This window comes from Vibrio sp. Vb2960 (assembly GCF_033337665.1).
Taxonomy (GTDB): Bacteria; Pseudomonadota; Gammaproteobacteria; order Enterobacterales; family Vibrionaceae; genus Vibrio; species Vibrio alginolyticus.
The window spans coordinates 306,868-329,479 of sequence record NZ_JAWORD010000001.1 but is presented as its reverse complement, the minus strand read 5'-3'; the positions used below and the strand labels follow the sequence as shown (position 1 = coordinate 329,479).

Genomic DNA, 22,612 nt, shown 5'->3' with positions numbered 1-22,612 from the left:
AGCGATGTCATCGAAGGTCAGTCGTTTGATTTGCACGTTCGGTTGTTTCTATTTGACCGTAAGGCTGAATGTATTCGGGTATAGCGCATTCACGCGAAAAAAGACAAAAACAGGTAATTATTGATGCAAGTGGGTAATGAAGCGCTGGTGCTGTCAGCGGTTGGGGTTATTGGTTTAGGTTGCCAATGGTTAGCTTGGCGATTGCGTTTGCCAGCGATTTTATTTTTGTTGTTGGCAGGGCTGATCGTCGGGCCATTTATGCAGTGGTTAAATCCTGATGAGATATTAGGTAATTTGCTCTTTCCGTTGGTTTCTTTAGCGGTGGCAGTGATTTTATTTGAAGGCAGTTTGACCTTAAACTTTAAAGAAATTCGTGGCGTGAGTGGTTCGGTATGGAGCATTGTTTCCATCGGGGCGATCATTTCGTGGGCAGCGACTAGTATCGCAACACACTATTTCCTCGGCTTTACTTGGGAGCTTGCCATGTTGTTCGGCAGCTTAACCGTAGTAACAGGGCCGACGGTCATCGTGCCACTTCTACGAACCGTAAGACCTAACAGTACGCTTGCTAACATTTTGCGATGGGAAGGGATTTTGATTGACCCGCTCGGTGCGCTTTTTGTTGTGATGGTTTACGAGTTTATCGTATCTCACAGCGCGATAAATAGCGTCGAAGTGTTTGGGACGATCATTGCTGTCGGCGTCATGCTAGGTGCGGCCTCAGGCTATGCAGTTGCGACGATCATGCGTCGCTCTTGGCTACCGGAATATTTGCAGCCATTTGCGGTTTTGATGGTGGTTCTAGGTGTATTTTCGGTCTCTAACCACATTGAGTCTGAAGCTGGGTTACTAACCGTCACCGTAATGGGTATGTGGCTCGCAAACGCTAAAGACATCAATATTCAGCAAATTCTGCACTTTAAAGAGCATTTAACCATTTTACTGATCACCGGATTGTTCATCTTCCTTGCGGCTCGAATCAGTCTGGATGATTTTGCTGCGCTAGGTAGCGGTGCGTTATTGTTGTTTGTATTTATGCAGTTAGTGTCGCGTCCGTTATCGATTTTTCTTTCAACCTTCCGCAGCAACTTGCGTCTCAAAGATAAGCTGTTTTTGTCTTGGGTTGCACCGCGCGGTATTGTTGCTGCTTCGATTTCGTCTCTTTTCGCGATCAAATTGACCGAATACGGCATTGATGAAGCGATTTTACTGGTCCCTATGACCTTCATGGTGATTATAGGAACGGTCGTGTTACAAAGTGCGACGGCACGTCCTATAGCGCTGACATTGGGCGTCGCAGAGCCAGCACCACGCGGCTTCTTGTTGATTGGTGCTAACCGAGTTGCAAGAGAAATAGGGCAGGCGCTGGCGCGTTATGACCGTCGCGTATTAATGACTGACTCAAACTGGGAGTACATCAGTCAGGTTCGTATGTTGGGATTGGATTACTATTACGGCAACCCTATTTCTAGTCACGCGGACGACAACTTGAACTTGATAGGAATAGGTCAAGTGGTTGCATTAACGCCCGATCAGCATTTCAACATTATGGCTTGCATGCAATTTGTCGACGAGTTTGGGGAAGATAAAGTTCACTGCTTGCAAAAAGTGAAAACCAACGGCAATGGTAGCGAGAAGCACTCCGTGGCTCAGGAGTACCACGGTAAATTGCTGATGGGCGGTAACGTAAGCTATACGCAGCTGGCCAGTTTATTGAGCCGCGGTGCAGAGATAAAACACACGAAATTGAGCGACAACTTTACGTATCAAGACTACTTAGCGCACCACAAAGGGAACTCGGTAGTACCGTTGTTCCACGTTGAAGAAAAAGGGAAAATTCAATTCTGTGATGACCCTGAGCAGTTTGCTCCAACCACCACAAGCACCGTTGTGTCTCTGATTCTGTCAGAAAGCGCAAAGTAAATTAGAGAAGTATGCGGCTCATTTTTATCGTGGTGTCTCGCACGCTGATTACTTCAACTTGGTGAAACACTCGCCTGCTTGTTTAAAACAGAAGGCGAGTTTCTCTTCCTATAATGTCAGAGTAAGTCGTGATTCATTACTGGTTTCGGAAAAGTAATCTCGTGAATTCAGAAAATTCGCATTGACGTTACTGATAAGGATCGCAATACTGCGCGACTGTTTTACTTTAGGGTGACATTATGGCTCCGCAAACTAACCGAAAAGATTTACATCTAGACGCTGTTTTACATCATGACATGAGCATGAAGCATAAAACGGCGGGCTTTGAGTCTGTCGAGTTTGAACACTGCGCGCTGCCAGAATGTGACTTTCAGGCGATCGACCTTTCGACAGAGTTTCTTGGCCACCGACTGGCGCTGCCGTTTCTGATTAGCTCAATGACAGGTGGAGCAAAAGACGCAGAAGTGATCAATTGTCGTTTGGCTGAAGCTGCCAGTGAATTAGGCATTGCGATGGGCGTGGGTTCGCAGCGTATTAGCTTAGAAGAGCGCCAACACGCAGGTCTAGGCAAAACCATTCGTGATTTAGCCAAAGATGTGCCGCTTTATTCGAACCTTGGAGCCGCTCAATTGCGCGACAAAGGTAAACTTGATAATGCGCAGCGTGCGGTTGAATCCATTCAAGCGGATGCGTTGTTTGTACACGTAAACCCAATGCAGGAAGCGTTTCAGAAAAATGGCGACCATAATTGGATTGGGGTCTTACACGCTATCGAGCAGCTTAAATCTCGCGTGAATGTTCCGATCATTATCAAAGAAGTCGGTTTTGGTATAAGTGGTCACGTTGCGCAGCGATTGGTTGACGCCGGTGTGGATGCTATTGACGTAGCGGGCGCGGGTGGCACAAGTTGGAGCGCGGTTGAAGGCTATTGCCAAGATAACCCGAAAATGCAGCGTGCAGCCGAGCTTTTTCGCGATTGGGGTATCCCGACGGCAAAATGTTTGACTCAAATAAGAGCACAGCATCCTACATTACCTTTGATCGCCTCAGGTGGTGTGCATAACGGACTTGAAGCGGCGAAAGCCATACATTTGGGCGCCAATCTCGTTGGGCAAGCGGGCGCAGTCTTGAAAGCGGCTACCATAAGCACTCAAGCGGTGGTCGAGCACTTTGAGCAAATGGCGTTAGAGTTACGTTTATCATGTTTTGGCACGGGGTCTTCTAAGATCAGCGCATTAACGCAAGCGCGCTGCCTATAGGTGTTTATGGTGTCATTTACGCAGCTTGGCTCAATAATTTTTCGGTGTCTTAACACGTAGACTGATAATTTCGTTATAGTTGATACAAAAGTCACTTCAACAAGTGACTGCTTAATTCAGACCGTTGAATGGGCATTTGTTGAAGCGATTGAGTTTTATTTTAATATTGTTTGCAACTGGAACCTTAAATTTATGAAAAAACTAGTCATGCTGATGTTGGCGGCTTCTGCTTTAACCGCTTGTAGTGATGAAGTGGGCACTGAAGGCTGGTGTAACGACATGCGCGATAAGCCAAAAACAGAATGGACAGCAGACAACGCAGTAGACTTTGCGAAGCACTGTGTTCTTCAAGATGGTGTGGGCAGCGAGCAATGGTGTGAGAACTTGAAAGATAAGCCAAAAGGTGACTGGAGTGCAAACGAAGCTACCAGCTTTACTAAGCACTGCATTTTTTAAGCACAGCGGAAAGCGCCTTTTCTGAGGCGACATTCTGTGAGGTAAACACCAAGCGTTATTGCTTGGTGTTTTTGTATCTAAAATAGCTCGATTTTTCACGTGTCGAGCGCACTTCCCTCTGAATGGAATGTTTTACATTTTCGTTTCATTTTTGAAAACCTGTATTGCCTGTCTTTAATTTTTCGTATTGCAGTGGCATGGTGTCGAGATAGCCATCTAATTCAATTAGATTCATAACAAAAAGGAATTCAAATGGAAGTACTAAAAGGCTCATGTCTGTGCGGCAAGGTAAAGTTGGAAGTGGCAGATGAATTCAAGTACATGGGAAATTGCCATTGCTCTGAATGCCGCAAGTTCACAGGTTCTGACTATTCATCTGCCGGTGGTATTGCGTTGGATAAACTGCTTATTATCCAAGGGAAAGAAGATATTCAAACTTATCAGAAAAGCGAAAATACCATGCTATGCTTTTGTCGCCACTGCGGATCAAGTCTGTATTCGAAAAAGAACAATGGGATCGTCAATATTCGCCTTGGTATCTTGGATGACACACCTTCTCACAAGCCCGATTTCCATATTTTTGTCGCGTCGAAAGCGCCGTGGCTCGAGATATCGGATAACCTGACTCAATTTGATGCAGGGCCAAAATAGAGTTGTTGTAGATAAGTATTTAGAAACAGAGCGCGTTACAATACGCTTGCGACGCGCTCTGTGCTTTTACTTTGTATATTAGAACGGAGACGACTATTTGGCGTCTTGTAGTTCTTCAAAGCCACCTGCATTGTGCAGATTCGTAAAGCCTTGCGATTGTAAGTATTGATACGCTTTGCCAGAGCGGTTACCACTGCGACAGTACAACACGATAGCTTGATCTTTATCGACGTCTTGAAAATGTTTATCAAGTTCAGATAAAGGGAAGTTGACGGCATTATCCAAATGCCCTTCAGAAAACTCTTGCGGCGTACGCACATCGACAATCATCGCGCCCTTGTCAATCAATTGCCACCCTTGTTCAGCGCGTTCAGAAGCCGACACGTTGGGGGAGAGGAAGCTCACGCACAATGTTGCAAGAAATAGAGATACGGCCTTTTTCATTGTTTGATTATCCTTTTTAAGAGTACGTAACCACTCTAGATTTGATTGAGCATATTTTCCATCATAAAGAGATGCTAAGTGGTTGTGAATGCGATAATTCGATAGAAAATTTTATTTAATTTAATAAAAAATTTTTATCAAATTCACCTCTTGAACTCTCATTTTTCGACCTTATTATTTTCATCGAAAGCGAGCTGTCGACTCGCAAATCCATCTTGATGTTTATTTTGTCTTTTATTTTTGGTTCCAAGTAGGAGGCACTTAAAAATGAAAATTCGTCCTTTAAATGACAAGCTAATTGTTGAAAGACAAGAGGTGGAAAATAAATCTGAAGGGGGAATCGTTTTAACTTCTCAGTCGGTGAAAAAATCAAACCGCGGGAAAGTCATTGCTGTTGGTTTAGGTAAACGTCTTGAAAATGGCGAACGCGCTGCGATGGAAGTCAAAGTGGGCGACCAAATCATTTTCAATGACGGTTACGGCGTGAAAACCGAGAAAATTGACGGCGCAGAATACTTAATTCTGTCCGAATCTGATGTGTTAGCAATCGTTGAGTAATTATTTTTGTAGTAGTTTTTTGAGGAGATAACCATGGCTGCAAAAGACGTATTATTTGCTAATGACGCACGTCAAAAAATGCTGAAAGGTGTGAACTTACTGGCGGACGCAGTAAAAGTGACACTAGGCCCGAAAGGCCGCAACGTTGTGCTTGATAAATCTTACGGCGCGCCAACCATCACCAAAGATGGCGTGTCTGTAGCGAAAGAAATCGAACTGAAAGATAAGTTCGAAAACATGGGCGCACAAATGGTGAAACAAGTGGCGTCCAAAGCGAATGATGAAGCGGGGGACGGTACAACGACGGCTACCGTACTGGCGCAATCTTTCATCAATGAAGGTCTTAAAGCGGTAGCCTCTGGCATGAACCCAATGGACCTAAAACGTGGTATCGACAAAGCCACTGAAGCGGCGGTTGAGAAACTACGTGAAATGTCTAAGCCATGCAGCGACAAAGAATCCATTACCCAAGTGGGTAGCATTTCTGCAAACAGCGATCGCGCGATCGGTGAAATCATTGCAGAAGCGATGGAAAAAGTGGGTCGCAATGGCGTGATTACGGTTGAAGAAGGCCAAGGTCTAAACAACGAATTGTCTGTGGTTGAAGGTATGCAATTCGACCGCGGTTACTTGTCGCCATACTTCATCACTAACCAAGAAAATGGCAGCGTCGAGCTAGACAACCCATACATCCTATTGGTGGACAAAAAAGTCAGCAGCATCCGCGAGCTATTGCCTGTACTAGAAGAAGTGGCGAAATCTTCTCGCTCGCTATTGATCATTGCTGAAGACATCGAAGGTGAAGCGTTAGCGACATTGGTTGTGAACAACATGCGCGGCATCGTGCGTGCGACCGCGGTGAAAGCGCCTGGCTTTGGTGACAACCGTAAAGCGATGATGGAAGACATTGCGGTACTAACTGCTGGTACGGTCATCTCTGAAGAAATCGGCCTAGAGCTCGAAAAAGCAACGTTAGAGCAACTAGGTAGTGCGAAGAAAGTGACCATCACCAAAGACACAACAACCATTGTGGGTGGTGCAGCAGAAGCAAGTGCGATTGCTGATCGTGTGGCTTCGATTGAAAAACAAATCGAAACAACCACCTCTCAATACGATAAAGACAAGCTTCAACAACGTGTTGCGAAGCTTTCTGGCGGCGTAGCGGTGATCAAGATCGGCGCTGCAACCGAAGTTGAGATGAAAGAGAAGAAAGACCGCGTGGACGATGCGCTACACGCTACCCGCGCAGCGGTTGAAGAAGGTATTGTTGCTGGTGGTGGTGTTGCCCTAACTAAGATCGCGAAAGAATTGGCGGATCTAAAAGGCGACAATGATGACCAAAACGTGGGTATCCGAGTTGCGCTACGTGCAATGGAAGAGCCTCTTCGTCAAATCGCAACTAACGCAGGTGACGAAGCTTCTGTTGTGGCGAACGCTGTCAAAGCGGGTGATGCCGATTACGGTTACAACGCTGCAACAGGTGAATACGGCAACATGATCGAAATGGGCATCTTGGACCCTGCGAAAGTAACACGTTCAGCGCTTCAATTCGCAGCGTCTGTTGCTGGCTTGATGATCACCACTGAAGCGATGATCACCAACCACGTTGAAGACAAAGAACTTGATATCTAACGTCATCAATCGTTAGTGATTAAGTAAGCGTTAAAATAACAATAACATTGCAAAACCTAAGCGGGCTCGCTTGAGCCCGCTAATCAGTCATTTGAGGTAAGTGTTATGACCCGTTTACCTGCGTTTTCTTTCTCAATATCTGAGCCGGGCGGTAATGAAGCTTCGTCAACGTGGCCGACTGCTATTCACTTCCCCCTCGTTCCAGCTGGGCCAGAGTTTTCGATCGAAAATGCTCTGCCTAAACGTCCGACAGTGACGATATTCACTATCGATCTGTCTCAGTTATTTAAAGGGGACGCTCGGGTCATCCATTAACTGTATCGAAACAGCCAGCGCACGTTGGCTGTTTTTTTCTAATTTAAAGTATTGATAATGTAGATTTTTAATTGATTACTGCCACTTGTTCAATGATCAATTTGAACTGGGGTAATCGGACCGCAAGCGCACTACACCTTTAAGCCCAGCATTGCGCCGAAAATGATCAATCCCGCCCCACATGCTTGATTGAGTCGATGCTTAATCTTCAACAAGAAAGCTTGTAGCTGGGATGACGTGAATAAAACAGCAACGATAGAAAACCAAATACCATGCAGCGCAATCATATAAATCCCGTAAAAAAAGGCGATGTGTTGCTGATTAGAGTCGGGAGAAATCACTTGGCTAAAAATACTCAGAAAAAACAGCATCGTCTTGGGATTGAGTAAATTACACAGAAACCCCTGCATGAAAAATCGCCACATTGAATACTCGCTCTGTTGAACGGTTTCTGAGTTTGATGCAGGTTGCGAGGAGAATATTCCTTTAATCCCAAGGTAGACAAGATAAGCGGCCCCAAGATAGCGCACGAGATTAAACAACCATTCATTTTGTGAAATTAAGTAACTGATCCCCAGCATGGAGTAAGCGATGTGGATGCTGATCGCCATGCTGATACCAATCGCACTATACACGCCTGCTTTTCGTCCTTGATTTAAGCTATTTCTTAATACCAAAACAAAGTCTGCGCCAGGGCTAATGACAATAAGCACACCTAATAACGCAAGAGTTACAAATTCCATATCGATTTCCTGTTTGAATGATGAAGTCTGGGATGTAGCGAAATTGTAGGCGTCTTTATTACTGACTATAATCGAAAAACATTCCCATATTGGTGAGAAAAACTCACAGATGCGTCACCTGAAATCTTTTTATGTCTTCCACGTTGCGGCGAGTTCTTCAAGCTACACTGAAGCGGCTGACAAACTGAACATTACCCACGGAGCCGTGAGTAAGCAGATCAAGCAACTTGAGCAATATCTGTCTCAACCTTTGTTCTTCAAAGAGGGCAGGAAAGTCGTGTTGACGGCGGAAGGCGAATTACTCAAGACATACACAGAAACGGCATTCCAAACGCTAGAAACAGGCGTGAATACGCTTATTCAAGAGAAGCATCAGCATCTTGAAGTGTCTTGTGAACCGACATTAACCATGCGCTGGTTGATGCCAAGGTTGGCCGCGTTTAATGATGAACACCGTGCTGATGTTCGTTTGTCGACGGCTGGTGGCCCGGTAACATTAGGATCAACTGGGCTTTCGATGGCGATTCGTCGAGACGATTTTGCGCAGCATCACGATTACGACAAAACCATTCTTGTGGAAGAGTGGGTGGGGCCGGTATTTTCTCCTGAGTATTGGCAATCCATTAAAGACAATTTGAAAGCAGCTCGATTGTTGAATAGCCAAACCAGACCGAATGCTTGGGCGGATTGGCAGCAATCAACACGTTGTGAAACTTTCAACGGCAACACTCAGCAATCATTCGCGCATTTTTATTTTTGCATACAAGCCGCAGTGGATGGCTTAGGCGTCGCAATGGGATCGTATCCTTTTGTCATGGACGATATTAAGCGTGGTAATTTGGTCGCACATTTGGGTTTTCTCCATCAAGTTGCAATTACGTTTTATTGAGTCAAGATAAAAAGCGTACAGAACTCGAACATAAATTTATCACGTGGTTACAAACGCAAATGGCAGAGTGTGTGCCACTGTCATCACAGCAGATTACGCAAGGCGAATAGAAGGCATAGAGCGAGATTACGTCAGTCAGTTTTATGGAAAAAGGCTTAGGAAATTGGAAATGGAAAACCTCAATATTGTTGAAATCAAATCATTTGTTCCGGCGAAAGATTACGCGCTATCAAAACGCTTTTATGAGGCGATTGGCTTTGAAATGGCATCGGACTTCGGTGATGTAGCATACTTCTCTCAAGGTAGCTGCGCGTTTCTTTTACAGAATTTTTATGAGCCAGAACACGGCAATAACTTCATGATGCACTTGCTCGTAGAAGACGCAGAAAGTTGGCATCAGCACTTATCCAAAGTGGGTCATGAAGAATTTGGTTCGCGTTTGACTGAGCTGGTCGAGCAACCTTGGAGCATGCGCGAATGTTGTTTGTTTGACCCTAGCGGCGTTTTATGGCGAATTGGTCAGAACATGAATACTGACTAACGCCAGTCTTATTTTCACCACATCTACGCGCAGGTATTGAGATCTCGATATCTGCGCGTTTTCTTTTTTACTTAACCTTGCCAACGTTTCTCGCGCACTCACGCCTTTTTCGAGGTGGTGTGCGATGGGCTAACGCCAAAAAACTCCTCAAGCAGCATGGCTTTGAGTTCCGCTCTGACTTCTGCGCCACCGATTAACGCCAAAAGTGCGAGTCCTCCTGGAATAAGGATGACCATTAATATCGGTCTTAAAATATACGAAAAGCAGAAGATGGTCGGGAAGAAAATCAATCCTTGGCCTAGTTTGTTTAATACGTACATGAGCGATTCCTTTTGTTTTTATATAAAATGAGCGTGCTCAATTTTATAAATGAGCGCGCTCAATTTGTCAATCTCAACCACGCAAGGTATGATCCTTTCAGGCTCATTAAGCAGACACATCAATGACGAAGCGACAACAAACCAGAGATAAAATTCTAAAAGCCGCATGGGCATCTTTTGCTCAAAATGGCTATGACATGACGACCACAAGGCAGATAGCGAGAGAAGCAGGAGTAGCCGATGGTACAGTGTTTAGCCATTTCCCGACTAAACTGTCGATTTTGCGCGAAGGGATGCTGGCGCAACTGCAACAGATCAGCCAAGAAACGCTAGTCAGTGTGGAAGGTAAAACCGATATCGACATTGGTTTGGCGCTGACGGAGAAATACTATCGCTACTATTTTGCGAACGTTGAGCTGAGCCGAGCTTTGTTGAAAGAAGTGATTTGGGATTTGGATTATTATCAGTCGTTTAACCAAGCTTTGTTTCAATCTGTAAACGGAAGCTCCGTCCTTGAGGGAAAAATACCGCTGATTTTTGACTGCTATTTTATGACGTTAATCTCGCACTTGAGCCGTGCAGAACCGGATGTTGAAGCGGCACTTGAAGAGCTTCATGCTAAGTTTCAGCAAATCATTGCGACTGCATAACATGGCCCCAACGCAGGATCTGAAAGAATATACTGCCTGTCATTTTATTTGCTGGGCTCCCATTTTCTCGTTTCAGTTGGCGTCTCACCAAATAGCCGCTTGTAGCTTTGACTGAACTGCCCGAGATGGAAAAAACCAAAGTCAAAAGCGATTTCTGCAATTGTTCGATTATCTTCAGGGCTTTGTAGCACTCTACGTACTTGATTCAGGCGCATTCGATGTATGAACTGCTTTGGGGAAGTATTACAGCAATGTTCAAAGGTGTACTGTAGTGTGCGACGACTGACGTGTACTGCGTCACACAGTTCACTGACGGTTATCGGTGTACGGTAGTCTAGATCCTGTAGCTGTTGTTTTATACGGTGCATCACGTGTTGACGATGAGAGATTGATATCGGATGGCTCGTGTGCAGTGAACTGAGTGAGAACAACTCCAGCACAATATCTTTTAAGATTGCTTGATGTGTGGTTTCAGACCATCTTGGCTCGGCGGAACCAAGTAACGTGCCTAAGTAGTATTTAAGTTGTTGAATGTGTTTTTCCGTCAAACCCGTTAAGTGTAATGTGTTGTTTTGGATACTCCCAAGCTCAAGTTGATTTTCTATGATGTGAACGAAGTTTTTGTCGAGCACTATTCCATAGATAGAAAACTGCTCCGGTGTCATTAACTCAAAATCAGCGCCACCTTGCCTAAGCAAAAGTTGGCTTGAATTAAACTGACTGTGATTTAGGTGTAGCGGCTTATTTTCCGCACTCAAACCCAACCAAATACCTCCCTCTTCAACCCTGCATTGCTGTCTTAGCGAGCGGTTACTGTCTTCACGAAACACATGGAAATTGGGAAATCGTCGTTCTCGAATTTGACCTAAAAATCGACCATCGCTGAGTTGGTCATATTCCTGTTGCCAGTTTATCAGACTCGCAGCTTGTTGGTTTGCATCCTTAGTGTGATGGATGCACAGCATTGGTGCAGTTTGGGGCATTTGGTTACTCATCCTTGTGATGCTCATTCCTTTTTTGTGAGTCATGTTGGAGCAGTATTTACATAACTCATTGTTTATTATTGGTTTATAAATGTTGCCAGTTTTTGATAACGCTACGGAACACATTTGGCAATACTTTCTTAAAGCTTATTGATAGTTCAGCAAAAAGCGAACCAAATAGTGAAGAGGAAGAGCAATGACGGCAACTTATCGTCGGCAACAAGGAAGTAAAGTCTATACCTTTAAGTCATTAGCTGACTTGATGGCGAAAGCGACACCGGAGCGCTCAGGCGATGCGTTAGCCGGGGTTTGTGCTCAGTCAGCGGCAGAACGTGTAGTCGCACAAATGGCGCTGTCTGAGTTACCACTTAAAACGTTTCTTAACGAGGCGGTTATTCCATACGAAAGCGACGATATCACTCGCCTAATTATCGATACGCATGACCTTGAAGCCTTTAAGCCGATTGAGCACTTGACGGTCGGAGATTTTCGAAATTGGCTGCTGAGTGAAGAAGCCGATGGTGAAACATTGGCTAAAATTCGTCAAGGTTTAACACCAGAAATGGTGGCCGCAGTCAGTAAGATTATGCGCAACCAGGATTTGATTCTCGTTGCTAAAAAATGCCAAGTTGTCACGGCTTTTCGGAATACGATAGGTTTGCCGAGTCGCCTGTCTACTCGCTTACAGCCGAATCATCCCACTGATTCTCTCAACGGTATCGCAGCGACCATTTTTGATGGTCTGATGTACGGAAATGGCGATGCGGTTATCGGTATCAATCCGGCAACAGATAATGTACCTCAAGCTATTAAGTTAATGAACTTAATGGATGAGGTGATTCAACACTATCAAATACCGACTCAGTCTTGTGTGTTAACTCATGTCACGAACACGATCGAAGCCATTGAAATGGGTGCACCAGTCGATCTCGTTTTTCAGTCGATAGGCGGCACGCAAGGGACGAATGATACCTTCGGAATCGACTTGTCGATTTTGAAAGAGGCCCATGAAGCCGCGCTGTCTTTGAATCGAGGTAGCGTAGGAAACAATGTGATGTATTTTGAAACCGGACAAGGTACAGCGCTGTCTGCGAATGCATTTCATGGGGTCGATCAACAGACTTGTGAAGCCCGTGCTTATGCTGTCGCGAAACAGTTTGATCCTTTGTTGGTTAATACTGTCGTTGGGTTTATTGGCCCTGAGTATCTGTTTGATGGTAAACAGATCATTCGTGCTGGGCTTGAAGATCATTTCTGTGGGAAGCTGCTTGGTTTACCTATGGGTTGCGACATCTGTTACACCAATCATGCCTATGCCGATCAGAATGACATGGATAACTTGCTGACACTATTAGGTGTGGCCGAGTGCTCGTTCATCATGGGTATTCCTGGGTCTGATGACATCATGCTCAACTATCAAACTACCTCATTTCACGATGCCCTTTATGCAAGAAAAGTACTCGGTTTGAAGCCAGCACCAGAGTTTGAACAATGGTTAATGGAGATGCAGATTTTCGAGAGCGTGCAAGACGTTCGATTAAGTGAGCAAATCTCTCGCTCGTTTTCGGGAGCAATTAACCAACTGAATAAGGGGTATTCTCATGGGTAAAGTAATCACCATTGCTCAGTCCCCACAAGATGAGTCTGAAGTTGTCACACATAACCCTTGGGGCAAGTTACGCGACTTCACCTCTGCTCGGATCGCTCTGGGTCGCAGCGGGAACAGTGTACCAACCAACGAGTTACTCTCATTTCAGCTGGATCACGCCCAAGCTATGGATGCAGTGCATTGCAGTTTGAATACTGAGTCTCTCGTTGCTGGTTTGTCGGACTCTTACTCGATTCTTGAAAATACCTTAGAACCTCCTGTCATAGTTAGCAGTCAAGTGAGTGACCGACTTATGTACCTGCAAAGGCCCGATTTAGGACGGCTGCTTGATGAATCTTCTTGGCAAACGCTCAACTTGATAGCAAATGAGCATAACACTGACATTGATCTTGCGATTGTTATTGCTGATGGACTTTCTTCCGTCGCAATTCAAAACCATGCCGTGCCTGTTGTTACTCGATTGATTTCTCTTTTAAGCGCTGATGATGAACATCAATGGAAATTCGCACCTATCACAATCGTAAAGCAAGGAAGAGTAGCGGTAGGGGATGATGTTGGTGAATGTTTTAACGCCAAGGCCGTGCTGGTTTTAATTGGAGAGAGGCCCGGTCTAACTTCTCCGGATAGCATGGGTATGTATCTCACTTGGGGGGCTAAACGAGGCTCTAAAGATTCCCAAAGAAACTGCATTTCCAATGTGCGTCCCCAGGGGCTCAACTATGACGATGCCTGTGAACGCGCATTTTACTTGCTCAAGGAGGCTCGAAAATTACAACTGTCAGGAGTGAACCTGAAAGATCGCTCCGATATCAATGAGCCAAGTGGCGCAAGCGTTGAAGATAAACACAGCGACAACTTTTTAATTTCATCAAAGTAGAAGGATTTACTATGTCTAAACATCAGGAGTACTTGGCCAAAAGGCAGCTAAAAAGAGGCACCGCAGGTTGGATTTTACTTGCTGGCTTAGGTGTCTCGTATGTTATATCTGGTGACTTTGCCGGTTGGAACTTTGGCATCGCTCAAGCAGGATGGGGAGGCTTTCTTATTGCTGCTATCGCGATGGCAATAATGTATTTCACGCTAGTATTGTCTTTAGCTGAAATGTCTGCGGCGATTCCTGCTGCGGGTGGTGGTTACAGCTTCGCAAGACAGGCGATGGGGCCGACAGGCGGCTTTTTCACTGGCTTATCAGTTTTGATTGAATATGCGCTCGCGCCTGCTGCGATAGTGATTTTTATTGGCTCAGCAGTGAATGAATTGGTTGGTATCGATGGCCCTGTTGTTTACGCACTTTTCTACGCCGTCTTTATCGCTATTCATATGGCAGGGGTAGGCGAAGCTCTCAAAGTAATGATGGTCATCAGCGGTTTGGCTGTGCTAGCTATTCTCATTACTGCTGCTGTGCTTATTGATCACTTTGACGTTAATAACTTATTCGATATTGCTCCGGCGACGGCTCAGGCAACAGAAATCTTGCCGTTTGGGTGGTATGGCGTATGGGCTGCGTTGCCATTTGCAATGTGGTTGTTTCTTGCGGTTGAAGGTGTGCCTTTAGCGGCAGAGGAGGCAAAAAATCCGGCAAAAGATGTTCCCAAAGGCATCATTGGTGCGATGCTGTTTTTATTGCTAACCGCAACTCTCGTAGTCGTCCTTTTGGCTGGTGCGGTTGGCTCAAAGGTCATAGGCGATAGCGCGGTGCCATTAGTTGACGCCCTAAAGCTTACGGGCAATTCAACGGTAGCAATGGCCGTGAACTTACTTGGATTGGCTGGCCTTATCGCTTCTTTCTTTTCAATCATTTATGGTTACAGTCGCTTGGTGTTTGCGCTTTCCCGCGCGGGTTATTTACCGCAAACTTTGTCATTAACCAGTGACAAAAAAGTGCCTTCTCGTGCGCTTTTGGTTCCGGGCGTTTTTGGGTTCTTGGTTTCACTTACGGGTGAGGGGGACTTAATCTTGGCGATGGCTGTTGTCGGTGCGACTGTATCGTACGCATTAATGTCCTTGAGCCATATTTTATTGCGAATTAAACAGCCGGAATTAACTCGTCCATATAAAACGCCTGGTGGGATAATTACTTCGAGTATTTCTCTGGTGCTTTCTTTGATCGCAATGACAGGTGTTTATGCTTTTGATCCCTCAGCCTTTTTCATGACAATGGGATTGTTTCTTATCGGTGGTGTTTATTATGGGTTATACAGCCGCAACAAACTGGTGGCAGCAACCGCCGAGGAAGAGTTTGCCATGCTGTCTGTAGCAGAGCTAGAGCTTGAATCAGATGTCGTACGATAGTCACTTTGATTCTTGTTATTCAGCATATTAAGGGAGCCATAGGCTCCCTTTGTCATTTCTATCAAAAGTGCATAGCGCACAAATGCATCACTTTAACTTTATAAGCGGTTAATCATGTGAAAGTCTAGTCTGGATAACGATGGCGCAGATCCATCACAGGTAAAGGTTAAGTTTTCAAGGAAAGAGCATGATAAACAAGGTATTTAATACACTTTTGGGAACAGAGTTACCGATTATTCAAGCGCCAATGGCCGGTGTGCAAGACAGCCAAATGACCATAGCCGTCAGTAATGTTGGCGGGCTTGGCTCGTTACCTTGTGGAATGCTGAACAAAGACGCCATCGTAAAAGAACTTAAACTTATCAAGCAGGCAACTAACCGACCGTTTAACCTCAATTTCTTTTGCCATGAAATGCCGGAGTATGACGCCAACAAGCACGAAAAGTGGCAAAAAACGCTGCAACCGTATTTTTCCGAGGTTGATGCAACCGTTCAGGCTCAGCCAAACGCTCCGACAAGGATGCCTTTCAATCATGATATTGCTGACGCGATTGAACCATTTGCACCGCCAGTGATCAGTTTCCACTTTGGTTTGCCAGACGATGATCTGTTAGCTCGAATTAGAGGGTGGGGAGGGAAGATCCTTTCGTCAGCGACTACGGTGGACGAAGCACTTTGGCTAGAAGCAAAAGGCGTTGACGGTATTATCGCCCAAGGCTTGGAGGCTGGTGGACACCGAGGTATGTTTTTATCGGATGATTTAACTACTCAATTAAGTTTGATGGCGTTATTACCACAAATCGCCAAACGGGTGAATTTGCCTGTTATTGCTGCAGGCGGAATCGCTGATAGAAGTGGGGTGGAAGCCGCGTTGAGATTAGGAGCGAGTGCCGTTCAAGTTGGCAGCGCCTATTTGTTGTGTGATGAGGCGAAAACATCGTCTTTACATCGATATGCCATTGCCAGTGAACGCGCGCAACATACCGCTGTGACCAATGTTTTCTCGGGCCGACCAGCGAGAGGCATTGTGAATCGCGCGATGTCGGAGCTAGGCTACATCAGTGAGTTTGCGCCGAAATTCCCATACGCCTCCATTGAAATGGCTCAACTAAGAGCGCTTATGGAAAAGCAAAACCGAGATGAATTCACACCGTTGTGGTGCGGACAAAACTCGTCGGGTTGTAAGGAAATATCGGCGGCAGAAATGACATTGTCATTAGTGGAAGGCATCGATTTAAACTGATATGCATCTTGCCTTTTAAAGCGATGCTGACTGAATGGTTACGAGTTATCCCTGTATTTATGTAGTAAATCTAATGGGATGTGGCAGTAATCATTCGGAAAGTTTGTGAGTCTGTCTTGGTGCTCATCATCACTTGGCACATAATTTGTGAGTGGCAGTACTTCTACGGCGATCTTGTCGGCGTCCGGTCGTGCTGCGATAAACGCTTTCGCGATGGTGAGATGCTGTTCGTTTTGGCTATAAACACCAGTACGGTACTTCTCACCTACGTCTTCACCTTGCTTGTTAACGCTGTAAGGGTCGATTATCTCAAACAAATACCCCATTAAAGTTTCAACCGAAACTTGCTCAGCATCGAACTGGGTTTTCACGCACTCTGCGTAGCCATCGTATTCGGATTGAGTGTTATCCGTTGTGCCATTTGCTCGCCCGGCTTCTGTGTTGATTACGCCCGGAAGGTGGCGCATAAATTCTTGCACGCCCCAAAGGCAGCCGCCTGCGAAGTAAATTTCTTCCATTACTTTGATCCTAGTCTCTATCGTTGTTGGGATGTAGGGAGTTAACCCCTCTTCTTCCATCCCATTTTCGTTGCCCTATTATCTGTTGATGGGAGCGATATTCGCAAGGTACAGCTTGGCTAATCAGACCACGCGTTTTTTCCTTTTTACTTTCAAGTTCTTTTCATATGAAACATCAGGTGAGTATACTGTAAGCTCATCAATAAGGAGCGAACCTGTGAACCCAAGACAAAATGAAATCCTGCAATTAGTGAACGACCGTAAACGCGTTCAAGTCACAGAGCTTTCTGACATCATTGGCGTGTCGGGTGTGACCATCAGACAGGATTTGAACTTTCTGGAGCAACAGGGCTACCTAAAGCGCGTTCACGGCGCAGCTACCGCGTTGCAAAGTGATGACATTGATGCCCGTCTAGAAGTACGTTTCGATATTAAACAATCGCTCGCAAACCAAGCTGCGGATTTGGTCGCACCGAATGAGACAGTGCTGATTGAAGGAGGCAGTGCCAATGCGTTGTTGGCTCGGACATTGGCTGAGCGCGGCGATGTGACCATCATTACGCCATCGGCGTATATCGCCCATCTCATCCGTAACACTTCTGCCAACATTATCTTGCTTGGTGGCGTGTATCAGCACCAAGGCGAGAGCTTGGTCGGACCGCTGACTAAGTTGTGTATTGAGAACATTCATTTCAGCACGGCCTTCTTGGGTATTGACGGCTTCCATCAAGACACTGGCTTTACTAGCCGCGACATGATGCGCGCTGAGATCGCAGAAACCATCATTGCGAAAAAAAGGCGCAATATTGTTCTAACGGATTCTAGTAAATTTGGGCAAATTTATCCCTCATCAATTGGTAAGACTGACGAAATATCAGTGCTGCTGACTGACAAAGCCGCTCCGAAAAGCGACCTTGAGCAAATCAAAAAGCGAGGTGTGGAAGTTATATTAGGCTGATTAAGCCACGCTTCGTTTTCGCTTCGCGAGCATTGCTGTTGGGGAGAAACCGGTGACTAGCATAGTGCCGCTAAGCACTAGAATTGTTCCTATGATGGTGTTAGAGCCGACGGGCTCATCTAGCACCAAGTAGCCCCATAAGATACCAAAAACAGGAACAAGAAAAGTGACAGTCAGTGCTGACGCTGGGCCGATATCAGAAACTAAGCGGAAATAGAGCAAATAAGCGAACCCTGTACATACAACGCCGAGCGTGACAACAGAGCTCCATTCGAAATGACTTGGTTCTGCACGCATTGGTAAGAATGGTAGCAGCGGCAGTACCCAAATAACCGCCGCCCACATGCTGCCGTGAGCATTGTCAAAAGCAGGCACTTGTGGCGCATTTTTAGTGTAGTTGGTAGCAATGCCATAGCTGAAAGAAGCCATCAAACTGGCGGCAATAGGGAGCATGGCTTCTTCACCTATGGTTGAAGTATCTAAGCCGACCAAGACTGCAACGCCTCCAATGCCTATTAGCATACCGAGAACAGATTTCGCTGTGAGTGGGCTGCGGTACCAAACAAAGCCAACTAGTGCTCCCCATATTGGGGCGGTTGAGTTCAATATTGCTAAAGTTGATGCATTCAGTGTCTGGGCTGCGTACGCAAAGAGTAAAAATGGAACTGCGCTATTGAATAAGCCAATAATAAAGAAGTGTTTAGTATGCGCAGTTAACGTGAGTTTCTTCTTCAAATATACGGCGATCAATAACAAAGCGACGGCGGCAAATGTAACTCGAAATTCGATTAAGTAAGCCGGCCCGAATGTGTTGGCGGCGACTCGCATAAACAGAAACGAGCCACCCCAAATAGCAGCGAGGCAGAGTAAGCGAAAAAAACTGACGGCAGTCATTTGACATCCTTGGTCGAGGTCTAGCGCCTCATCGATTAATTGTTGCGCTAACAGTGAATTAAACCAAGGATGAGGTCAACCAGAAATGTAATGCCAGTTCCGGATCTGGCTAGCTTGGGCTCACGTTGATGGTGTGTTGTTGATTTGTGATGACTTAATGGCTCTCTGACCATACTGCGAATTCATTTCCACTCGGTTCAGTGAAGTGGAATCGACAGCCGCCGGGGAATTCGAAAATAGGGCGGATAATTTTTCCACTATGCTGCTCTACTTTTGTCTGAGTGGCCTGAATGTCTGAGCTATAAAATACTAAAAGTGCGCCACCATTTGCGGTTTGGTTTATAAACTCAGATTTGAAGAATCCGCCATCCAACCCTTGTCCTGAAAATGCAGAATATTCTGGACCATAATCGGTAAAGCTCCAGTCAAAAGCACGCTCAAAAAATTGTTTGGTCGCACTGACATTAGTGGAACCAAATTCAACGTAATTCAATTTTTCATGTTGATGCATGGTGAAATCCTTCTCGGTTACTATCGTTTCTAGGCGAACTTTTCTACGATGATGTCGTCCGCTTTTTCGACAAATAATGCGCCATTATCTCTGAGCTCTGTCAGCACATTCTCTACATTATCAGGCAGCACCGCACGAGTTGAAGCAAGATTAACTACCACATTGTAGCCAAGTTCCAGTGCTTGCATGACGGATTTTTTCACACAAAAGTCTAAGGCAAGGCCACCGATAACTAAGGTATCAATCCCGTTGAACTTTAGAAATTCATGCGCGCCTGTCGTTTTGGTGTCGGCAATATCATGGAAAAAAATACCGTAAGGGTGTGCGTCAGGATCCATACCTTTATTAACTTGAAAATCATAGTCCAACACGGGTGGTAAGCCATCTAGCAGCTCAGAACCTGTTGTGCCAAGCACACAGTGGCGGTTCCACTTTATATCCACATTCGGTAAACCAACGGGCTCAAGCATATTGGCTGGCGATTCTGCATCCCATTTTGCTTTCGGTGGGTGCAAGTCACGACTGACCAGTTTTAATCGGCCTTTGGCATGATTGTTCAAAAGTTCCGGTACGATTTCCAACGCACCTGCAACGGGCAGTTCATCTGGACATAACTCACTAAAGCCTTTCTCTGGATCAACGTCGATCACTGCTGTAGTTTGATAGTTTACTCGAACAGTCATGGCAGACTCCTTGTCTGTCTGATTGTCTGCGTTTATCCACGCAAACAGTTTTGAAAAAAGGTTACTTCGTCGCTAGTCAGCGTATATACCATTGCGGGTTTTCCACCTTTGCCTTTGTTGGTTGAAGCGACTTTATTAGTGGGTTTTAGTACGCCTGAATCTATCAAGCGGCGCTTAATCGTCATTCGGCTGATATCAATACCAAACTCTTGATAAGCAGAAATGATGTCCGCAACCAAAAACTCTTTGTCTAATGCAAACAAAAGAACCGATGTGTATTCAATGGATGCACGAAGCTTTTGCCACGCTTTTTCAATGGTTTTTTGATGATCAAATGCGAGGGTTTCTTCTCCATTGAGAATAGCCTGTAGCGAAAACCATTTAAGTTGGCATTCCGGTACACCTGCATTATTTATTTGCTCTACATTGTTACGATCAACTAAGGCGTAGTGCGTAATGTTTAAGCTCCAGTCTTCTGGATCGCGCTTTGGATCACCGTCGATAAACGCTTCGCTAAAATGGCGAGGGTAGGTATGGATTTTCTCACGGCAAATTCGGCGACGCGCCGCTTCAAAGTTTTCATCGGCCGGGCGTCCGCCTTCACTGGTTAAGTCTTTATCAAAGACAAATCCGCCCGGTAGTGCCCAGACTCCATGGTATGGCCGATTTGGATTTGAACGTTTAATCAACAACACTTCCAATCCCTTATCGGCACAGCCAGATAGCCTGAATGGAATAATGTCGACAGATACGATCATGGTTGGGTCCTAATATTGATTTGTAAGTAATCTAGCGCATAACAAGTGGTCAATCAATGGGTAAGTAACGAGTTGTTAGAAACGTTTTCGGTAGTGTTCTTAATACGGTTTGAGCATAAATTTACGGATGACTCTGACTTATTCACAATGTTTGCTCGAATTCTAGACAAAAAAACCTTATAAAAATGAGTGGTTAGTAACAAAAGTTGACAAACTATAGATGGGTGTTTATTGTTTACGCAAATTAGTTAGTAACAAAAAGTTATATACCCAGGAAGGGCATGTAGAAGGGCACCTAATGACCACCAAACTATTTTCTTCCCGCATCATTCAAAGCGCTTTGGATTTCGATGTCTACAAAGTCAATATGATGAGCGCTGTAACAGCGCTTTACCCTGATGCGATGGTGTCATATAAGTTTATCGTGCGCAGTGAGGAAGACCTCTCTGAGCTTTTGCCTGAGGTAAAAGCCGAAGTCCTTAAACTGCAAGATATTCAATTTACGCAAGAAGAAATTGAATATATTAAGCGTGTCGCGCCTTACCTGAATCCTGACTTTGTTGATGCACTGCGCCATTTCCGTTTCAACCCACAAAGCGATGTCTCTTTCCATAACAAAGCCATGGCTGATGGCTCAAGCCAGTTAAGAATTACTATTAACGGTTTGTGGCGAGATACCATCTTGTACGAAACGATCATCATGAGCATCGTGTCTGAAGTTCGTAGCCGTCAGCGTTGGTCAGATATCCCTGTTGTGCAATTTACCACTGTTTTAGAAGAGAAAATTCGGCACCTAAAGTCGGAACTAAAACGTCGTAACATCACTAACTTTAAATTTTCTGACATGTCGACGCGTCGACGTTTTTCCTTCCAAGCTCAGCGCACTATGCTGGAATATTTGTGCCAGGAAGTGCCGGAATGTTTGACAGGAACAAGCAACTATCACTTAGCAAAAGAGCTGAATTTGACGCCTATCGGCACCGTTGCTCATGAATGGTTTATGGGACACCAAGCTCTGGTGAATGTGCGAGATTCGCAAAAAGTGGCGTTGCAACGTTGGCAAAAAATGTTTAATGGTGCACTAGGTATTGCGTTAACCGATACGATTGGTATCGATGCTTTCCTTAAAGACTTTGATGAAGAACTAAGTAACGCGTACTTCGGTGTACGTCACGATAGTGGTTGCCCTTATAGCTGGGGTGAAAAAATGATTGCACACTACCAGTCGCTGAATATAGACCCATTAACAAAAACACTGGTGTTTACCGACGGACTTAACTTCGAACAAGCGTTAGATATTTGCGAGTATTTCCAAGGACGTATTCAGGTGAGTTTTGGTATCGGTACTTTTCTTGCCAATGATATGGGTGATTATGTCAATAAAGATGGTGAAGCCTACCAGCCACTTTCTATCGTGATAAAAATGGTCACGTGCAATGGTTCACCGGTCGCCAAAATCAGTGACGAACCTGAGAAAGCCATGTGTGAAGATATCTTCTTTTTGATGAATCTCAAGCGCCGCTTTGAACAACCTCTTGATTTAAATGAGTGTCGTAAAATGATTGATCGTTTAGAAACTGAAGGTCAAAATTATCTCATCGACGCGTAGGCGTTATCCTCTCTCCATGATAAGCACCCTCTATCGTCACGACAAATTTATATAGGTAAACGTGGAGGGTGATTTCGTTATAGTAATATACAGAAGTAACCAGATACAGCGCAGGAAAGCACTCAAAAGTTGATGTGTTATCTGCCTTTGATAGGTGTAAATCGATACGTTAC

At 45.1% G+C, this 22,612-nt stretch carries 24 protein-coding genes and 1 pseudogene; 16 read left to right on the top strand and 9 right to left on the bottom strand.

All coding sequences use genetic code 11. From position 1 onward, the window contains the following. Nucleotides 1-123: 123 nt before the first annotated feature. The 4 genes from R7O03_RS01390 to R7O03_RS01375 all read left to right on the top strand — a co-directional run bounded on the left by R7O03_RS01390 (nucleotide 124) and on the right by R7O03_RS01375 (nucleotide 4,289). Nucleotides 124-1,923, top strand: a complete 1,800-nt coding sequence (locus R7O03_RS01390; RefSeq protein WP_318131324.1) for a sodium:proton antiporter — start codon at nucleotides 124-126, stop codon at nucleotides 1,921-1,923. Nucleotides 1,924-2,162: 239 nt separating this feature from the next. Then, nucleotides 2,163-3,182, top strand: coding sequence for a type 2 isopentenyl-diphosphate Delta-isomerase (gene fni, locus R7O03_RS01385; protein WP_006741316.1), 1,020 nt, complete (start codon nucleotides 2,163-2,165; stop codon nucleotides 3,180-3,182). A gap of 192 nt (nucleotides 3,183-3,374) precedes the next feature. Continuing rightward, the gene (locus tag R7O03_RS01380; RefSeq protein WP_005395285.1) at nucleotides 3,375-3,638 is read left to right on the top strand and encodes a DUF3012 domain-containing protein; all 264 of its coding nucleotides are present in this window, start codon (nucleotides 3,375-3,377) and stop codon (nucleotides 3,636-3,638) included. A 252-nt stretch (nucleotides 3,639-3,890) separates the two neighbouring features. Next, a complete protein-coding gene (locus R7O03_RS01375; RefSeq protein ID WP_005388696.1) occupies nucleotides 3,891-4,289 on the top strand; it encodes a GFA family protein in 399 nt (132 codons plus the stop codon). A gap of 93 nt (nucleotides 4,290-4,382) precedes the next feature. Here the strand turns inward: R7O03_RS01375 and R7O03_RS01370 are convergent, their stop codons facing one another. Beyond that, nucleotides 4,383-4,733, bottom strand: coding sequence for a rhodanese-like domain-containing protein (locus R7O03_RS01370; RefSeq protein WP_167415747.1), 351 nt, complete (start codon nucleotides 4,731-4,733; stop codon nucleotides 4,383-4,385). A 267-nt stretch (nucleotides 4,734-5,000) separates the two neighbouring features. Here R7O03_RS01370 and R7O03_RS01365 point away from each other — a divergent pair, with 267 nt between their 5' ends. From R7O03_RS01365 to R7O03_RS01355, 3 genes are all read left to right on the top strand, one after another. Then, nucleotides 5,001-5,291 carry a co-chaperone GroES gene (locus R7O03_RS01365; protein ID WP_005373989.1) on the top strand — a complete coding sequence of 97 codons (291 nt, stop codon included), beginning with the start codon at nucleotides 5,001-5,003 and terminating at the stop codon, nucleotides 5,289-5,291. Between the two features lie 33 nt (nucleotides 5,292-5,324). Beyond that, nucleotides 5,325-6,923 carry a chaperonin GroEL gene (gene groL, locus R7O03_RS01360; protein ID WP_005388702.1) on the top strand — a complete coding sequence of 533 codons (1,599 nt, stop codon included), beginning with the start codon at nucleotides 5,325-5,327 and terminating at the stop codon, nucleotides 6,921-6,923. A gap of 105 nt (nucleotides 6,924-7,028) precedes the next feature. Beyond that, a complete protein-coding gene (locus R7O03_RS01355) occupies nucleotides 7,029-7,238 on the top strand; it encodes a hypothetical protein (protein ID WP_005373984.1) in 210 nt (69 codons plus the stop codon). Between the two features lie 131 nt (nucleotides 7,239-7,369). On the opposite strand, the gene R7O03_RS01350 is transcribed toward R7O03_RS01355, so the two are convergent. Further along, nucleotides 7,370-7,981: a LysE family translocator gene (locus R7O03_RS01350; RefSeq protein WP_213917179.1), complete on the bottom strand. Its 612-nt coding sequence runs from the start codon at nucleotides 7,979-7,981 to the stop codon at nucleotides 7,370-7,372. Nucleotides 7,982-8,090: 109 nt separating this feature from the next. Here R7O03_RS01350 and R7O03_RS01345 point away from each other — a divergent pair. Continuing rightward, nucleotides 8,091-8,980 (top strand): annotated as a pseudogene (locus tag R7O03_RS01345) (LysR family transcriptional regulator). Between the two features lie 59 nt (nucleotides 8,981-9,039). Beyond that, complete coding sequence (locus R7O03_RS01340; RefSeq protein WP_318131320.1) at nucleotides 9,040-9,411, top strand: VOC family protein; 372 nt, start codon at nucleotides 9,040-9,042, stop codon at nucleotides 9,409-9,411. A 98-nt stretch (nucleotides 9,412-9,509) separates the two neighbouring features. Here R7O03_RS01340 and R7O03_RS01335 read toward each other — a convergent pair whose 3' ends face one another. Next, entirely contained in the window at nucleotides 9,510-9,731 is a 222-nt protein-coding gene (locus R7O03_RS01335) for a hypothetical protein (protein WP_017635120.1), read from the bottom strand. A 122-nt stretch (nucleotides 9,732-9,853) separates the two neighbouring features. Here R7O03_RS01335 and R7O03_RS01330 point away from each other — a divergent pair, with 122 nt between their 5' ends. After that, nucleotides 9,854-10,381: a TetR/AcrR family transcriptional regulator gene (locus R7O03_RS01330; protein WP_005373975.1), complete on the top strand. Its 528-nt coding sequence runs from the start codon at nucleotides 9,854-9,856 to the stop codon at nucleotides 10,379-10,381. Between the two features lie 44 nt (nucleotides 10,382-10,425). Here R7O03_RS01330 and R7O03_RS01325 read toward each other — a convergent pair whose 3' ends face one another. Next, nucleotides 10,426-11,376 carry a helix-turn-helix domain-containing protein gene (locus R7O03_RS01325; protein ID WP_005373973.1) on the bottom strand — a complete coding sequence of 317 codons (951 nt, stop codon included), beginning with the start codon at nucleotides 11,374-11,376 and terminating at the stop codon, nucleotides 10,426-10,428. 184 nt (nucleotides 11,377-11,560) lie between these two features. Here R7O03_RS01325 and R7O03_RS01320 point away from each other — a divergent pair, with 184 nt between their 5' ends. From R7O03_RS01320 to R7O03_RS01305, 4 genes are all read left to right on the top strand, one after another. Then, entirely contained in the window at nucleotides 11,561-12,973 is a 1,413-nt protein-coding gene (locus R7O03_RS01320; protein ID WP_005388715.1) for an ethanolamine ammonia-lyase subunit EutB, read from the top strand. Beyond that, on the top strand, nucleotides 12,966-13,850 hold the full coding sequence (gene eutC, locus R7O03_RS01315; protein ID WP_213874363.1) for an ethanolamine ammonia-lyase subunit EutC: 885 nt from the start codon (nucleotides 12,966-12,968) through the stop codon (nucleotides 13,848-13,850). The genes R7O03_RS01320 and eutC overlap by 8 nt, the downstream gene beginning before the upstream one ends. A gap of 11 nt (nucleotides 13,851-13,861) precedes the next feature. Further along, nucleotides 13,862-15,265 carry an ethanolamine permease gene (gene eat / locus R7O03_RS01310; RefSeq protein WP_005388719.1) on the top strand — a complete coding sequence of 468 codons (1,404 nt, stop codon included), beginning with the start codon at nucleotides 13,862-13,864 and terminating at the stop codon, nucleotides 15,263-15,265. A 187-nt stretch (nucleotides 15,266-15,452) separates the two neighbouring features. After that, entirely contained in the window at nucleotides 15,453-16,508 is a 1,056-nt protein-coding gene (locus R7O03_RS01305) for an NAD(P)H-dependent flavin oxidoreductase (RefSeq protein ID WP_262671733.1), read from the top strand. A 38-nt stretch (nucleotides 16,509-16,546) separates the two neighbouring features. On the opposite strand, the gene R7O03_RS01300 is transcribed toward R7O03_RS01305, so the two are convergent. Beyond that, on the bottom strand, nucleotides 16,547-17,026 hold the full coding sequence (locus R7O03_RS01300; RefSeq protein WP_005388723.1) for a peptide-methionine (S)-S-oxide reductase: 480 nt from the start codon (nucleotides 17,024-17,026) through the stop codon (nucleotides 16,547-16,549). Nucleotides 17,027-17,243: 217 nt separating this feature from the next. Between R7O03_RS01300 and R7O03_RS01295 the strand changes: the two genes are divergently transcribed. Beyond that, a complete protein-coding gene (locus R7O03_RS01295) occupies nucleotides 17,244-17,984 on the top strand; it encodes a DNA-binding transcriptional regulator YciT (RefSeq protein ID WP_017635127.1) in 741 nt (246 codons plus the stop codon). Here the strand turns inward: R7O03_RS01295 and R7O03_RS01290 are convergent, their stop codons facing one another. The 4 genes from R7O03_RS01290 to R7O03_RS01275 form a co-directional block, all read right to left on the bottom strand. Further along, entirely contained in the window at nucleotides 17,985-18,878 is an 894-nt protein-coding gene (locus R7O03_RS01290) for a DMT family transporter (protein WP_005373960.1), read from the bottom strand. Between the two features lie 154 nt (nucleotides 18,879-19,032). After that, nucleotides 19,033-19,389: a VOC family protein gene (locus tag R7O03_RS01285; RefSeq protein ID WP_318131316.1), complete on the bottom strand. Its 357-nt coding sequence runs from the start codon at nucleotides 19,387-19,389 to the stop codon at nucleotides 19,033-19,035. Nucleotides 19,390-19,418: 29 nt separating this feature from the next. Then, nucleotides 19,419-20,072, bottom strand: a complete 654-nt coding sequence (locus R7O03_RS01280; RefSeq protein WP_005389657.1) for an isochorismatase family protein — start codon at nucleotides 20,070-20,072, stop codon at nucleotides 19,419-19,421. Between the two features lie 32 nt (nucleotides 20,073-20,104). Beyond that, nucleotides 20,105-20,830 carry an NUDIX domain-containing protein gene (locus R7O03_RS01275; RefSeq protein ID WP_005373953.1) on the bottom strand — a complete coding sequence of 242 codons (726 nt, stop codon included), beginning with the start codon at nucleotides 20,828-20,830 and terminating at the stop codon, nucleotides 20,105-20,107. Between the two features lie 298 nt (nucleotides 20,831-21,128). On the opposite strand from R7O03_RS01275, the gene pncB reads away from it, so the two are divergent. After that, nucleotides 21,129-22,439, top strand: a complete 1,311-nt coding sequence (gene pncB / locus R7O03_RS01270) for a nicotinate phosphoribosyltransferase (protein ID WP_213911844.1) — start codon at nucleotides 21,129-21,131, stop codon at nucleotides 22,437-22,439. Nucleotides 22,440-22,612: the final 173 nt, after the last annotated feature.